This is a genomic window from Microbacterium sp. LKL04, from assembly GCF_900102005.1.
In the GTDB taxonomy this organism is placed as follows: Bacteria; Actinomycetota; Actinomycetes; order Actinomycetales; family Microbacteriaceae; genus Microbacterium.
This window is the reverse complement of record NZ_LT627736.1, coordinates 2255494-2269868: the sequence shown is the minus strand read 5'-3', so window position 1 is coordinate 2269868 and position 14375 is coordinate 2255494. Positions and strand designations below refer to the sequence as shown.

The 14375-nt window shown below is 71.4% G+C and carries 13 protein-coding genes; 5 read left to right on the top strand and 8 right to left on the bottom strand.

The window, feature by feature from the left end; all coding sequences use genetic code 11:
* Positions 1-34 precede the first annotated feature (34 nt).
* Both BLP38_RS11040 and BLP38_RS11035 read left to right on the top strand, forming a co-directional pair.
* Positions 35-1381: an enolase C-terminal domain-like protein gene (locus BLP38_RS11040; protein ID WP_091357376.1), complete on the top strand. Its 1347-nt coding sequence runs from the start codon at positions 35-37 to the stop codon at positions 1379-1381.
* A gap of 29 nt (positions 1382-1410) precedes the next feature.
* Complete coding sequence (locus tag BLP38_RS11035; RefSeq protein WP_331710082.1) at positions 1411-3120, top strand: ABC transporter ATP-binding protein; 1710 nt, start codon at positions 1411-1413, stop codon at positions 3118-3120.
* 7 nt (positions 3121-3127) lie between these two features.
* Here the strand turns inward: BLP38_RS11035 and BLP38_RS11030 are convergent, their stop codons facing one another.
* Positions 3128-3898, bottom strand: coding sequence for a response regulator transcription factor (locus BLP38_RS11030; RefSeq protein WP_172824696.1), 771 nt, complete (start codon positions 3896-3898; stop codon positions 3128-3130).
* Positions 3899-4125: 227 nt separating this feature from the next.
* Here BLP38_RS11030 and BLP38_RS11025 point away from each other — a divergent pair, with 227 nt between their 5' ends.
* From BLP38_RS11025 to BLP38_RS11015, 3 genes are read left to right on the top strand one after another with little or no spacing between them, the layout of a single operon-like run.
* On the top strand, positions 4126-5787 hold the full coding sequence (locus BLP38_RS11025; RefSeq protein WP_091357370.1) for a GspE/PulE family protein: 1662 nt from the start codon (positions 4126-4128) through the stop codon (positions 5785-5787).
* On the top strand, positions 5774-6943 hold the full coding sequence (locus BLP38_RS11020; RefSeq protein WP_231916485.1) for a type IV pilus twitching motility protein PilT: 1170 nt from the start codon (positions 5774-5776) through the stop codon (positions 6941-6943). The genes BLP38_RS11025 and BLP38_RS11020 overlap by 14 nt, the downstream gene beginning before the upstream one ends.
* Position 6944: 1 nt before the next feature.
* Positions 6945-8174, top strand: coding sequence for a type II secretion system F family protein (locus BLP38_RS11015; protein WP_091357367.1), 1230 nt, complete (start codon positions 6945-6947; stop codon positions 8172-8174).
* Between the two features lie 61 nt (positions 8175-8235).
* Here BLP38_RS11015 and BLP38_RS11010 read toward each other — a convergent pair whose 3' ends face one another.
* Genes BLP38_RS11010 through BLP38_RS10980 form a run of 7 tightly spaced genes read right to left on the bottom strand, consistent with a single transcriptional unit; the run spans position 8236 to position 14291 of the window.
* Complete coding sequence (locus tag BLP38_RS11010) at positions 8236-8916, bottom strand: hypothetical protein (RefSeq protein WP_091357365.1); 681 nt, start codon at positions 8914-8916, stop codon at positions 8236-8238.
* Positions 8917-8918: 2 nt separating this feature from the next.
* Positions 8919-9575, bottom strand: coding sequence for a hypothetical protein (locus BLP38_RS11005; protein ID WP_091357362.1), 657 nt, complete (start codon positions 9573-9575; stop codon positions 8919-8921).
* Positions 9572-10669 carry a type IV pilus biogenesis protein PilM gene (gene pilM, locus BLP38_RS11000; protein WP_091357360.1) on the bottom strand — a complete coding sequence of 366 codons (1098 nt, stop codon included), beginning with the start codon at positions 10667-10669 and terminating at the stop codon, positions 9572-9574. The genes BLP38_RS11005 and pilM overlap by 4 nt, the downstream gene beginning before the upstream one ends.
* A gap of 28 nt (positions 10670-10697) precedes the next feature.
* Positions 10698-11636 (bottom strand): prepilin peptidase, encoded by a 939-nt coding sequence (locus BLP38_RS10995; protein WP_091357358.1) that lies wholly within the window; start codon positions 11634-11636, stop codon positions 10698-10700.
* A complete protein-coding gene (locus tag BLP38_RS10990; RefSeq protein ID WP_157681097.1) occupies positions 11633-13225 on the bottom strand; it encodes a type IV pilus modification PilV family protein in 1593 nt (530 codons plus the stop codon). Before BLP38_RS10990 ends, BLP38_RS10995 begins: the two co-directional genes overlap by 4 nt.
* Positions 13222-13851: a PulJ/GspJ family protein gene (locus BLP38_RS10985; protein ID WP_091357354.1), complete on the bottom strand. Its 630-nt coding sequence runs from the start codon at positions 13849-13851 to the stop codon at positions 13222-13224. The genes BLP38_RS10990 and BLP38_RS10985 overlap by 4 nt, the downstream gene beginning before the upstream one ends.
* Positions 13848-14291: a type IV pilus modification PilV family protein gene (locus tag BLP38_RS10980; protein ID WP_091357353.1), complete on the bottom strand. Its 444-nt coding sequence runs from the start codon at positions 14289-14291 to the stop codon at positions 13848-13850. The genes BLP38_RS10985 and BLP38_RS10980 overlap by 4 nt, the downstream gene beginning before the upstream one ends.
* Between the last annotated feature and the right edge of the window lie 84 nt (positions 14292-14375).

Below are 14375 nucleotides of genomic sequence, written 5' to 3'. Positions count from 1 at the left end.
TGGGGCCACTACCGACGTCGAAGGCGAGGATCGGATGAGCACCCCCGTTGTGGTCTCCTACGACGTGATCCCCGTGGCGGGTCACGACAGCATGCTGCTGAACCTCAGCGGTGCACACGCCCCCTGCTTCACGCGCAACCTCGTGCGCCTGACGGACGTCGACGGTCGCGTCGGCATCGGCGAGGTGCCCGGCGGCGAGCCCATCCGCGCCGCACTCGAAGCCTCGGGTGCGCTGCTCATCGGCACGCCCGTCGCGGCGTACCGCGAGACGCTGCGGTCGCTCGCGGCATCCCTCGCCCACCTCGACGCCGCGGGGCGGGGCGACCAGACCTTCGATCAGCGCATCGCCGTGCACGCCGTGACCGCCTGGGAGAGTGCGCTGCTCGACCTGCACGGCAAGCAGCTCGGCCTGCCGGTGAGCGCCCTCCTGGGTGACGGACGTCAGCGCGACGAGGTCGACGTGCTCGGCTACCTCTTCTTCATCGGCGACGCCGCTTCCACTGACCTGCCGTATCTGCAGTCGGAGGGCGCCGCCGGGTCGTGGGAGCACGTGCGGCGCCGAACGGCACTCGACGCGGACGCCGTCGTCGGGCTCGCCCGCGCTGCGCAGGAGCGCTACGGATTCCGGGACTTCAAGCTGAAGGGCGGCGTCCTGCTGCCCGAGACCGAGGCCGACGTCGTCACGGCGCTCGCCGAGGCGTTCCCCGGCGCGCGGGTCACACTCGACCCGAACGGCAGCTGGCCGCTCGCCGAGGCCATCCGGCTGGGTGGACGCCTGCGCGACGTGCTGGCCTACGCCGAGGATCCCGTGGGGCCCGAGGGTCGCTACTCCGGCCGCGAGACGATGGCCGAGTTCCGACGGGCGACGGGCATGCGCACGGCGACGAACATGATCGCGACCGACTGGCGCGAGATGGCCCACGCGGTCCGCACGCAGGCCGTCGACATCCCGCTCGCCGACCCGCATTTCTGGACGATGGCCGGCTCGGTCCGTGTCGCCCAGCTCTGCGACGACTTCGGCCTGCAGTGGGGGTCGCACTCCAACAACCACTTCGACGTGAGCCTCGCGATGTTCACGCACGTCGCCGCCGCGGCCCCGGGGACGCCGACCGCCGTCGACACCCACTGGATCTGGCAAGACGGGCAGCGCCTCACCGTGCAGCCGCCGGTCATCCGGGACGGCCGGATCGCCGTCTCGTCGGCGCCCGGGCTCGGGATCGAGCTCGACGACGCGCAGGTCGCCGCCGCACACGAGCTCTACCTGCGCGAAGGGCTGGCCGGTCGGGACGACGCGCACGCCATGCGCTACCTCGTGCCCGACTGGGAGTTCCACCCCAAGCGCCCCGCCCTGCAGCGATCCCAGCTGGAGCGCACCGCATGAGCACGCCGTCGTCCGCAGAGGAGTCCCCCGTGTCGACCACCACCGCCGCGCCGCGCGCCGAGGCATCCGTCCCCTCCCGCACCGAGCGGGCCGTCCTCCTCGAGGTCCGCGACCTCACCGTGGCGTACCGCATGGGCGACCGCGAGGTCGAAGCCGTCCACCACATCGACCTGACGATCGGCGCGGGCGAGGTCGTCGCCGTCGTCGGCGAGTCCGGGTCGGGCAAGAGCACCATCGCGCACGCCATCATCAACCTCCTCCCGCCCAACGCGCGCGTGACGTCGGGGAGCGTGAGTCTCGGCGGCGACGACCTGACGGCGAAGCCCGAGGCGCAGTGGCGGAAGGTCCGGGGCAAGCGCATCGGCCTCGTGCCGCAGGACCCGTCGCTCTCGCTCAACCCGGTGCGCCGCGTCGGGCCGCAGGTCGCCGAGCCGCTCCGCATCCACAAGCTGGCGACCCGCGCTGAGGCGAACGCCCGGGCGGTCGAGCTGCTCGAGATGGCCGGGATCACCCACCCGGCCGAGCGCGCCAAGCAATACCCGTACCAGTTCTCCGGCGGGATGCGGCAACGCGCCCTCATCGCGACCGCGCTCGCCGCACGTCCCGAGCTGATCATCGCCGACGAGCCGACGAGCGCCCTCGACGTCACGGTGCAGAAGCAGGTGCTCGATCACCTCGACCACCTCGCCGACGAGTTCGGCACCTCGGTCCTGCTCATCACGCACGACCTCGGCGTCGCCGCCGACCGGGCCGACCGCATCATCGTGATGAAGGACGGCGCGGTGGTGGATGCCGGGCCCGCCGCACAGGTGATCTCGTCGCCGACCGCCGAATACACGCGCCAGCTGATCGCGGCATCCCCCGACATCTCCTCGCACGTGCGCCGCGCCGAGGCGACGACCCGGCGCGGCCTCGACGACAGCGACTGCATCGTCCGGCTGTCGCACCTCGTGAAGACCTTCCCGCTGCCGGCCTCGTCGCGTCGCGACGGCGCGCGCGAGGTCACCGCCGTCGACGACATCTCACTCGACATCCGCCGCGGCGAGACGCTCGCCGTGGTCGGGGAGTCCGGCAGCGGCAAGTCGACGCTCGCGCGCCTCGTGCTGCGGCTCGAGGAGCCGAGCTCGGGCTCGATCGAGTTCGACGGCGCCGACATCACCGAGCTCGCGCCGGCACCGCTGCGGCAGCTCCGGCGCAAGTTCCAGCTCGTCTATCAGAGCCCGTACGACTCGCTGAACCCGCGGCTCACGATCGAGCAGCTCATCTCCGAGCCGCTGCACTCGCTCGGTTCGATCGACGGCGCCGGGCGGCTCCGCAAGGTGCGGGAGCTCGTCGAGCAGACCGCGCTGCCGCAGGGCGTGCTCGCGCGCTACCCCGACGAGCTCTCGGGCGGACAGCGACAGCGCGTCGCGATCGCGCGTGCTCTCGCGCTCGATCCGGAGTTCCTCGTGCTCGACGAGGCGGTCTCGGCGCTCGATGTGTCGGTGCAGGCGCAGATCCTCGATCTGCTCATCACCCTGCAGGCCGAGCGCTCGCTCAGCTACCTCTTCATCACGCACGATCTGGGCGTCGTCGCCGAGATCGCCGACCGGGTGGCCGTCATGCGCCACGGACGCCTCGTCGAGGCGGGTGCGGCGGCGCAGATCCTGACGGCGCCGACCGATCCCTACACGCAGGCGCTCATCGCCGCGATCCCAGGGCAAGGTCGGCACGTGCGCCGGAAGGGCGCGTCGGTCTGAGACCGCGTCAGAGCTTCGCCGGCGCGAAGCGGTAGCCGATCCCGCGGACCGTCTCGATCCAGCGGCATCGCCGGGCCGTGCCGCCGAGCTTGCGCCGCAGATTCATGACGTGCACCTCGATGGCGTGCAGGTCGTGCGCGTTCACGTGATCGCCGTTGCCACCGTTCTGGCGACGCAGCAGCAGCACGATCCAGGACTTCTCGAGGACGACGTCGGGGTTCCTGACGAGGGCCAGCAGCAGATCGAACTCCGACCGAGTGAGGTCGATGCGGCGGTTGGCGAGCTCCGCCCGACGGGATGCCGGGTGCAGCCGCAGTCCGTCGACGACGAGCCAGTCCGACTCGGTCGGCGGCAGGGCGTCGGCGGCGCCGAGCGTACGACGCAGGATCGCATCGAGCCGGGCGCGCAGCTCGAAGGGGCGCCACGGGCGCAGGATGTAGTCGTCCGCGCCACTGCGGAAGGCCTCGACGGCGGCCGTCTCCTCGGTCATGTCCGAGAGGATGACGACCGATCCGGCGTGGAACGAGCGGATGCGGCGCACCACTTCGAACCCGTCGATCCCCGCAAGGGTGGTGTCGACGGTGACGAGGTCGGGCTGCAGGCGGTCGACGGCCTCGACCGCCGCGAAGCCGTCGGAGAACGAATGCACCTGGAAGCCGTGCTGCTGCAGCGTGGTGGAGAGGCGGTCGCGAGCCGTGCCGGCGTCCTCGACGAGGACGGCCACGCGTGTGACCGGTCCCAGGGTTCGCGCGGGAGCGGGGTGTTCGAGAAGAGTCATGTGTAGTCCGATGGGGTCCACGACTGTCGCTTCCCCCGCTTTCATTAAAATGCATTAATCTTCCGGCGCAACTCAGCGCGCCCCAGCACTACCTCAGCTTTGCCTCAGTTGCGGTCGGCGCCGTGTGTCGCTGCAGCCCTGCTGTCTACTCTGGCGAGGCGCGCTCGGACTGGGTGGGCACGTGCGCGCCCCGACCTGAGTCCGGCCGCCGATACAGGGGGTGCAGGATGCGGGGGATCGCACAGACACTGGTGTTGACCGGGGCCGTGCTCGCCGGCGAGGTCGCGACGCTCGTCGACGAATACGGCGAGACGGACGAGCTGATGCAGCAGCTGCTGGCGCGGGGCGTCGTCTCGCCGAACCAGCTGGCCGAGGCGGTGGCCCTCCACACCGGGCACCGCTACATGGACCTCTCGGGACGCCAGCTCGACGCAGCGGTCGTCGCGCTGCTGCCCGGCGGCATGTGCCGCAAGCACCGCGTGCTGCCGGTCGAGCGCACCGGTGACCGGCTCGTCCTCGCGATGGCGGACCCGTCCGACATCATCGCCCTCGACGATGTCGCGACGATCACCGACCTGCACATCTCGCCTGTCGTCGTCGCCCTGGATGCGCTCGAGAGCGCTTTTCAGCGCTACGTCCGCTCGGACGACGAGATCTCCGACCTGTCGGCCGCCCTCGAGGAGTCCGCCGCGGCGGAGGTCTCGGTCGAGGAGCTCGACCAGTCCGACAGCGACGCGCCCATCGTCCGCTTCGTCAACCTCCTCATCACGCAGGCGATCGACGACCGCGCGAGCGACATCCACGTCGAACCCGGCGAGACCCACCTCGCCGTCCGCTACCGCATCGACGGGGTGCTGCACGAGATGCAGCGCGCCGACCGCGCGATCCAGGACGGTGTCGTCTCGCGCCTGAAGATCATGGCCTCGATCGACATCGCCGAGCGCCGCAAGCCCCAGGACGGCCGGCTCTCGGTGACCCACGTCGGTCGCAAGATCGACCTGCGCGTGGCGACGCTGCCCACCGTGTGGGGCGAGAAGATCGTCATGCGCATCCTCGACAACACCGGCGTGAGCCTGTCCTTGCGCGACCTGCAGATGGGGCGGGGGAACCTGGGGCGGTTCCGCTCGGCGATCACCCGCCCGCACGGACTGGTGCTCGTGACCGGCCCCACCGGCTCCGGCAAGTCGACGACGCTCTACACGGCGCTCCGCGAGGTCGCGAACCCCGCCGTCAACGTCATCACCGTCGAGGACCCGGTCGAGTATCGGATCCCCGGGATCAATCAGGTGCAGGTCAACGCGAAGGCGGGCCTCACCTTCCAATCGGCGCTGCGCAGCATCCTCCGCTCCGACCCCGACATCGTCCTCGTCGGCGAGATCCGTGACACCGAGACGGCGATCATCTCGATCGAGGCGGCCCTCACCGGTCACCTCGTGCTCTCGACGCTGCACACCAACGACGCCCCCGGCGCCGTCGCGCGTCTCACCGAGATCGGCGCCGAGCCCTTCCTCGTGGCGACAGCACTGTCGGCGGTCGTCGCCCAGCGCCTCGCTCGGCGCCTGTGCACGGCGTGCCGCCAGCCGTACCGCGAGGATCCCGCCGTCCTCGAGCGCCTCGGCTTCCCGTTCGATCCGAGCGATCCGCCCGAGCTGTTCCGCAAGGGCGGATGTCCCGAATGCTCCGGCACGGGCTACCGCGGCCGCGTCGGCCTGCACGAGGTCATGGCGATGTCCGACGAGATCGAACAGCTCGTGGTCTCGCACGCGACCGGCAGCGACGTCCGCGCGGCGGCGCTCCGCGACGGGATGACGAGCCTCCGCGAGGACGGCTGGTCGAAGGTCGTGCTGGGGGCGACGACGATCGAGGAGGTCCTGCGTGTCACGGTCTGAACTGCGAGCCCGGGCGGTGTCGTCCGACGCCGGCGCGACCGCTCTGCTCGACGGCATCCTCGGTACCGCGGCGGGAATGGGGTCCTCCGACATCCACTTCTCGGCGGATGCCGTGACCCTCCACCGTCACGACGGACACCTCATCCCGGTCACGGGCTTCGAGGCGCCGATCCCGGGACCGACGCTGCTCGACGCGCTCGTGTCGATCATGACCCCATCGCACCGGGAGTCCTTCCACGCGACCGGTGACGTCGACCTCTCGTACACGGTCGCCGGCGTCGGCCGGTTCCGCGTCAACGTGTTCCGCCAGCTCGGCCAGGTCGCCGCGGCCTTCCGACTCATCGCGAGCCGTGCCTTCACACTCGCCGAGCTCGGAGCGCCCGAGGTGGCAGGCGAGCTCGCCCTGCGCCCGCGCGGTCTCGTGCTCGTCACCGGCCCGACGGGCTCCGGCAAGTCGACGACGCTCACCGCGATGATCGACCTCATCAACCGGACCAAGCAGGACCACGTCGTCACGGTCGAGGACCCGATCGAGTTCGTCCACACGTCGCGCCAGTCGCTCATCCACCAGCGCGAGGTCGGCGCCGACACGAGCTCGTTCGCCGAGGCGCTGCGCCGCGTCCTGCGTCAGGATCCCGACGTCATCCTCATCGGCGAGCTCCGCGACCCCGAATCGATCTCGACCGCGCTCACCGCCGCCGAGACCGGCCACCTCGTCCTCTCCACCCTGCACACGCAGGGCGCGGCCAAGAGCATCAACCGCATCGTCGACGCCTTCCCCGCGCACCAGCAGAACCAGGTCCGTACGCAGCTCGGCGACGCGCTGCAGGGCGTCGTCAGCCAGACCCTGCTGCCGCGCGCTCACGGGGGCGGCCGGGTGATCGCGACCGAGGTGCTCGTCTCGACGCCCGCCGTCGCGAACCTCATCCGCGAGAACCAGATCGCGCAGCTCTACAACGCGATGCAGGCCGGGGCAGGGCACGGCATGCACACGCTCGACCAGTCGCTGCGGCTGCTGGTCGAGCGCGGTGAACTGAACCTCGCCCTCGCCAAGCACTACCTGACCGACCCGAAGGCCCTCGACGGCGTGCGTGTGCAGCCGGCCGGCGTGCACGCCGACGCGTGGGCCGACCCGATGGATGCGTGGACGCGCTGATATGCCTCTTCAGGAGTACACCTACCGAGCCGTCGGCACGACCGGCGGCCCCGTCGTCAAAGGCACCGTCGAGGCGGCCAGCGAGAGCGCCGTCGTCTCCAAGCTGCGCGCGCAGGGCCTCGCGCCGCTGCAGGTCGCGCCGATGTCGACGACCGGCCTGCACCAGGAGATCTCGATCCCCGGGTTCGAGAAGGGCGTCAAGGTCGAGGACCTCGCCATCTTCGCGAAGCAGCTCTCCGGGCTGATCAATGCCGGCCTGCCGCTCATGCGCGCGCTCGCCGTCATCTCCGAGCAGACCGAGAGCAAGAAGCTGGCGTCCGCCCTCGTCGCGGTGCAGACCGACATCGCCGCCGGCAAGTCGTTCTCGGCCGCCATGGCGGCGCAGCCCAAGGCGTTCCCGCCGCTCATGGTGAGCCTCGTGAACGTCGGTGAGACCGGCGGTTTCCTCGGCGAGTCCCTCGTCGCCGTCGCGAAGTCGTACCGCTCCGACGTCGACCTGCAGCAGAAGATCAAGTCGGCGATGACGTACCCGATCGTCGTGCTCGTCATCGCCATCCTCGGCGTGCTCGCGATGATCACCTTCGTCGTGCCGATCTTCGAGAAGATGTTCGCCAGCATGGGCGGGGAGCTGCCCATCCCGACGCAGATCCTCGTGACCCTGTCGCGCAACATGATCTGGATCGGGCCGCTGCTCGTCGTCGCGGTCGTGGGCGGGGTGGTCTGGTACCAGCGCGTGAAGGACGCCGACCGCTTCCGCGGCGCCGTCGACCCGTTCCGGCTCAAGATGCCGATCTTCGGCGCGTTCATCACGAAGATCGCCGTGGCCCGCTTCGCCCGCAACCTCTCGATGATGCTCAAGGCGGGCGTGCCCCTCCTCCAGGCGCTCGAGCTCGTCGGCAAGGCATCCGACAACAAGGCCATCGAGGACGCCCTCGGCGAGGTGCGCGAGTCGGTGCGCCACGGCAGGTCGTTCTCGACGCCCCTCGCGAAGGCCGAGGTGTTCCCGGCCATGGTGTCGCAGATGGTGTCGGTCGGTGAGGAGTCGGGCACGCTGCCCGACATGCTCGAGTCGATCGCGGACTTCTACGAGACCGAGGTCAAGGCTGCGTCCGAGCAGCTGACCAGCATGATCGAGCCGATCATGATCACCCTGCTGGGTGTCCTCATCGGCGGCATGGTGGTCGCCCTCTACATGCCGATGTTCACGATGTACGAGCAGCTCGGCAGCTGAGACCCACGCGAAAAGCCCCGGACCCTGGAGGTCCGGGGCTTTTCGCGTGTGCCGTGGGTGGTCAGCCGGCGACGTAGAAGGCGAGCAGCGTCACCTCGGCGGTGACGGTGCCGTCGTCGTCGGTCGTGATTCCCGCGTTCGTGACGGCGACCGCGCGCGGTCCCTTGCGCAGTTCGTCGATCACGGCGGTCGCCTTCGTGCTGTCGGGTGCCGTGATGCTGACGGTGATGCTCACCTGCTGCGGCCCCTCGCCGGCCGGGGCGGCAGCGGGGTCGGCGGGAGCCGCGGCATCCGCTCCCTCGTCCGATCCCGACGTCTCCGTCGTCGTCTCGGCCGTCGTCTCGGTGGCGGCCGGGGTGGTGCCGTCGGCGGCACCCGCGGCCGCATCGACGGTGCGGGCCGCGAAGGCCGTCGTCTCGCCGACCGTGACGGCCACGACGCGGCCGTCGTGCTCCGAGGCCGCGTCGGCGGCGAGCTGGACGACGTCGTCGGCGCGGACGGATGCCGGGACCACCCGGCGCAGTTCCGCGACCTCCGCGTCGAGCTCGGTCATATCGGCGGCCTGAGCGGCGAGGCCGTCGAGCACGGCCTGCTGGGTCGCGTTGGACTGCTCGACGGACGCGGCGTCCGCGGTGATCCGCTGCGCGCCCGTGAACTGCGGCAGTGCGAACAGGAGGGCACCGGCGAGCAGGATGCCGAGGGACGCGACGGCCCCGATGAGGTTGACCAGCTGCTTCGTCATCGTCACTCCGTCTCGGTCGCCTGCTCGGGTGCGAAATCGCCCGAGTAGATGGTCTGGTCGAGCTGCACCTCGACGGTGTAGGTGTAGAGGCCCTCCTCCTCGGCGAGCGTCTGCACGCCCACCTCGAGGATCGCGTCGACGCCGCGGAGCGCCCGCGTCGCCTCGACCAGGCTGATGGGCTCGTCGCTGACGACGGTGACCGAGCCGGCCGCGCCGACGGTCTCGTCCGGTGCGGTGTCACCGGGCACCTGGCCCGCGGCCAGCGCGTAGCCGGTGACCGTGACGCCGGAGGGCAGCGCGTCGGCGATCGTTCCCACGGCCTTCCGCCAGGAGATGTCGCCGGCCATGGCCTGCGTGACGAGCCCCGACAGTTCGGTCCGCTGCGCCACCGCCTGGCTCACCGGCGCGAGCTCGGCGATGTCGGCGATGACGCGGTCGGTGTCGGCGTTCGCGGCGGCGAGCCGGAGGGCCGCTTGCACGTTCAGTGCGAACGCGCCGCCGATGAGCAGGAGTGCGACCACGAGCGAGCCGAGTCCGATGGTGACCCACGACCGCCCGATGCGCCGGACGTCACGGCGACGCGTCTCGGACAGCGGCAGCAGGTTGGCGCGGGGGAGGGACCCCGGCTTGAAGGCGGGGGTGCGCACGAGCGTGCTCATTTGGTTCCTCCGAGGAGCAGGGCGACGGTGGGAGCGATGCGCTCGTCGACGGCGGGGTGCAGCCCGTTCTTCACCCGGACCAGGTCGGCCCCGGTGATCCGGCGGACCTCGGTGCCGGCGACCTGCGCGAGGGCGGCCTGCAGGCGCGGGTGGTCGGTGTGCAGGCCCGTGATGAAGGTCGCGGCGACGGGCGCGGCATCCGTTCGATCCCGGTAGAACGAGACCGTTCCGCGCAGGCGGGTGACGAGATCGATCAGGACGTCCTGCAAGTCGGCCGACATGGCATCCGCAGCCGGCGCCTCGGGCACGCCCGCGGGCGGCGTCGCGACGGCCGTCCGGGCACGGCGCAGGTCGCCGCGCGAACGGATGGCGCCGTCGGCGGACTCCTCGACCCCGCCCGTCCGGAACCCGGTGAGGGTCTCGAGCTCGGTCGGGGCGGCCTCGATCTCGGTGACGCGGGCTTCGCCGCGCGGCACGTCGATGGGGATCGCGCGGGCGAACTGCGGCACGCCGTCGGTGGCGATCACGACCTGGGTCGTGTGCTCGCCGATGCCGATGAGCATGCCGGTGACGCCCTTCGGGGCGAGCCCCGCGAGCGCACGGCAGTAGCCGAAGGCGAGCAGATCGATCGAGTCGGCGGTGAGCCCCGCCTCGGCCAGGACCGAGACGAGGTCCTCCATCTGCTCCGAGACGGCGGCCACCATGAGGCCGTGCATGCCCTCGTCGTCGACGTGCGTCGGGATGAAGTCGAGCACCGCCTGGTCGACGGGGACCGGCAGGCGGTCCTGCACGTCGAAGGGCAGCGCCTGGCGCACGAGAGCCGTCTCGCGCAGCGTCGAGCTGTGCTCGCGCACGAGGACGCGGCGGCCGCCGACTCCCAGGACCACGTTGCGGCCCTTGATCCCGGCATCCGTCCACAGCCGGCGGAGCGCACCCACGACGACGTCGCGGTCGACGATCTCGGAGTCCTTCGCCGCGCCCGGGGGCAGCATCACCTCGCCGGCGGCGAGCAGGGTGGGAGCGCGCCCGTCGGTCACCTCGACGGCGCGAACGCTGTCTTCGGTGATCTCGAGCGCCACACGTGTCTTGGCCATCAGAGGACCTCCTTGCCTGGGCGACGGGTCATGACATCAGCCGACCGTCGAGAAGTGTGAGGTAGCCGTCGGCGATCGCGTCGCCGGCGACGATGCCGACCCACGCTCCGAGGATGATCCACGGGCCGAACGGGATGGCGGTGCGGCGACCCGCCCGCCGAGAGAACAGGAGAGCGACGCCGTACACGCCGCCGAGCACGAACGCGGCGAACGCGCCGACCACGAGCGGGCCCCACCCGAGCCAGCCGAGCAGAAGCCCCGCATAGGCGGCCAGTCGCACGTCGCCGCCGCCCATGCCGTCGGGGCGGATGAGGCGCAGGAGGCCGTAGAAGAGGTACAGCGCGACGAATCCGATGCCCGCGCGCACGAGCGCCCACGCGTCGGCGCCGAGCAGGACGGCGCCGACGAGCAGAGCGATGGTGACGAGGATGCCCGGGGTCGTGATCGCGTGCGGCAGGCGGCGGGTGTCGAGGTCGATCAGCGTCAGGACGATGCCCGCCGCCGCGAACCACAGGAACACCGCCAGGACGAGCGCCTGCGCGACCGTGGGTCCCGCGAGGCCGTCGGCGGCGGTGATGGCGGCGAACGCGGCGCCGACGGAGTCGAGCGAGGGTGCGGCGGGGAGCGGGATGCCGGAGCCCGGCCGCCCCGTGGCGAGCAGCCAGACGAGCGCCACGGCTGCGAAGGAGGCGCCCGTCGCGAGCTCGACGAGGGGGTAGCGCGCGCCGATCGCGGAGCGGCACGATCCGCATCGGCCGCGCAGGAGCAGCCACGACAGGACGGGCACGTTCTCGTACCAGCGGACCGGCTGGTCGCACGACGGGCAGCGGCTCTCGCGCAGCAGCGAGATGCCGGCGGGTACCCGGTAGGCGACGACGTTGAGGTACGAGCCGATGATCAGGCCGAACCCGCCGGCGATCACTCCGACGAGCGTGACGATCGTCGCCGGGCCGAGGAGGGCGGTCATCCGGCGCCGTCCGTCCGGGAGAGCAGCCCGCCGAGGCTCACCGTGGTCGTGCCGCCGCCGGGCATCGAGCCGGGACCCGACGATCCGCCGCCCTGGCCGGGGAGCAGCAGGGGGCGACCGTAGAAGTCCATCAGGCCACCGTGATTCAGCCCGCCGCCGTAGAAGGTGCCGTGCCATTCGCCGCCGCCGGTGATGCTGATGCGGCACGGCGTGTAGATCATCGCCGAGATGCCTGTACCCATGACGGTCGTGTTGATGTTGACGGTGCCCGCGGGGCTCACGCAGCTCGGCGCGCCGTCGGCGATGCGGTCCTCGACGATCCACCAGACCTTCGGGGTCTTGCCGGTGGCGGCCTTCATCGTGAGCGCCGTGATGTCGTAGTTGTTGGCGAGGAAGGCGATGTCGGTCTGCAGCGTGACGACGGGCTTCGAGCCGTTGTTGGAGCTGAGGGTTCCGCAGGAGCGCGCGTCGACGACGGTCGGCGACGTGAGCGCCGACAGCTCGCGCCAGCCCGCCGCGTTGCCCGTCGACGGATTGTTGTTCCTGAACCGGTTGCAGGTCCACGGGCCGTCGCCCGAGGTCGCGAGGGTCTTCACGGCGAAGCCCGGCCAGTGGGATGCGGAATAGCTGTAGTCGAACCAGCTCTGGAAGGTCGGTGCGGTGGGCGGGACGGTGGAGGTCGGCCACTGCAGGCCGCCGGCGGTGCCCTTCGCGACGCGCGCGTGGGCGGACGTCGGGTATTTCACCTGCAGGTGGCCGTCGAGCTTGATGGTCGACGCGCGCGGCAGGGTCAGCTTGCCCGCGATCGACACGCTCGTCATGTCGACGTTGCCGCCGGCGAACACGTTGCCGGGGTAGGTGAAGCCGCTCCACCCGAAGTCGATGGGACCGCCGACGTGGATGTCGCCGCCGATCATGCCCGAGATGCCCGCCGTGGCAGTGCTCGACGCGTAGAGGTTCCCCTTGATGGTGTCGCTCGCGTTCGACATCGAGATCGACCCGCCGGTGGCGACGGTGCCGTCGATCGTGCACTGGCCGTTCGTCTTCACGTTGCCGCCGGCGAGGATGTTCGCCGGCACGTGGTTCTGGCAGACGAAGGTGCCGCGGGGCATCATGATCGTCAGCAGGCGTTCGTCGAGCTCGTGCGAGCGGACTTCGCTCGTGAAGGTCGCGTCGCCGAAGAAGACCATGTCGGCGCCGAGTCCGGGCGCGACGGTCGTCGTCTTCTTCAGTTCGTAGCTGGCGCTCGTCACGGTCCTGCTGCCATCGGACCCGGTGCCCGTCGAGACGAAGGTGACGACATCGCCCGCGCACGAGGCGGTGACGGCGTAGGTCGGCGCCGAGGTGGATGCCGGCTTCACGACGCACGGGTCGGCGCCGGTCGCGGTCGACGAGGCCACGGCCGCAGCGAGGCCGGCATCCGAGGCCGCCTGCGAGTCGAGGCTGCCGCGCACCCCCGCGGTGGTCTGCGCCGTGGCGACGACGGCGCCGGCGAGGGTCACCGCGAGGAGCCCCAGCACCATCACGATCACGAGTACCGACACGAGCGTCGAGCCCTCGTCCCCCGAGCGGCGTCTGCGTGCGTTCACCAGCATTTCTTCCCCGATCCCCCAGCGGTCTTGCCCAGCGGCACGGCGGATCCCGAGATCGACGCGGCGGGCGCGGATGATGCGGCGGCGTCGAGCCGCGGCACGGCGATGTTCCAGGTCAGCGGTGCGTCCGCCGACGCGAGCGCGGCGAAGGGCCGCGCGGTTCCCGTCGGGTTCACGACCTGGCGCACCCGCGGCGCGAGCACGCCCCACGACGCCCCTGGTGCGGGTGCGCTGCCGGTCGCGAAGGCGGCGTAGGTGCGCACGCGGACCTCGCGGATGCCGGTGGCCGCCCCGGCGGGCGTCGTGAATGCCCATGCCGAGCAGCGGTCGCCGGGCAGCGCGGCGCGGACGACGGTCGTGCCGCCGCTCGTCTCGACGCGCACGGCGGAGGCGGAGCGGACCGTCGTCGACAGCGAGGTCGAGATCGCCTGCAGCTGGCCCGTGGCGAGGTCGCGCTCGCGGGTGACGGAGTCCGCGCGGAGCGCGCCGACGAAGACGGCGCCGAGGATGCCGAGGAACAGTGCCCCGACGAACATGTAGACGAGCAGCTCGACGAGCGTGAGCCCGGCGTCGTCGCCGGGCTGGTCGTTCGTGGGCTGGTCGTCGGAAGAGGCGGGGGTCACGGGCCGGTCACCACGATCTGCGTCGAGAGCGTGGCCGTCGGCGTGCCCGTCGCGGCCGGGGAGGAGTAGACCTTCGCGCGGATGGTCGCGACGCTGACGCCCGCGGCAGGGCACGTGCTGTCGGCGGTGAGGCGGGCCGTCTGACCCGAGCCCGCGGGGTCGGTCACGACGCCCGCGCTGCCGCGCGCGGCGAGGAAGTTCCTGACCTCGGCGCAGGTCTGCAGGTCGGTGTCGCGGAACTCGGCGCGCACCTCGGCGAGCAGGCTCGAGGCGAACGCGCTCGCACTCGCGGCGTCGCGGTTCGTCGAGCTCAGGGCCTGCGCCTGGATGGCGAGGGGGAGGATGGCGACCGCGAGCAGCGCGAAGAGGAACATCGCGATGACGACCTCGACGAGGCTCACACCGTCGTCGTCGCCGATCGGCTCAGGCGCGCGGGACATCGGGTCGTCCTTCGGTCGCGGGGTGGGAACGGGGATGCCGGGCCGGCGAGCTGCGCGCTCAGCCGACCCGGCGAGGTGGTGCGG

Coding starts and splice junctions, on each gene's coding strand:
- pilM (WP_091357360.1), bottom strand. CDS start 10,669: ATGGCCAAGACACGTGTGGCGCTCGAGATCACCGAAGACAGCGTTCGC.
- BLP38_RS11005 (WP_091357362.1), bottom strand. CDS start 9,575: ATGAGCACGCTCGTGCGCACCCCCGCCTTCAAGCCGGGGTCCCTCCCC.
- BLP38_RS11030 (WP_172824696.1), bottom strand. CDS start 3,898: ATGACTCTTCTCGAACACCCCGCTCCCGCGCGAACCCTGGGACCGGTC.
- BLP38_RS11040 (WP_091357376.1), top strand. CDS start 35: ATGAGCACCCCCGTTGTGGTCTCCTACGACGTGATCCCCGTGGCGGGT.
- BLP38_RS11010 (WP_091357365.1), bottom strand. CDS start 8,916: ATGACGAAGCAGCTGGTCAACCTCATCGGGGCCGTCGCGTCCCTCGGC.
- BLP38_RS11025 (WP_091357370.1), top strand. CDS start 4,126: ATGCGGGGGATCGCACAGACACTGGTGTTGACCGGGGCCGTGCTCGCC.
- BLP38_RS10980 (WP_091357353.1), bottom strand. CDS start 14,291: ATGTCCCGCGCGCCTGAGCCGATCGGCGACGACGACGGTGTGAGCCTC.
- BLP38_RS10995 (WP_091357358.1), bottom strand. CDS start 11,636: ATGACCGCCCTCCTCGGCCCGGCGACGATCGTCACGCTCGTCGGAGTG.
- BLP38_RS11015 (WP_091357367.1), top strand. CDS start 6,945: ATGCCTCTTCAGGAGTACACCTACCGAGCCGTCGGCACGACCGGCGGC.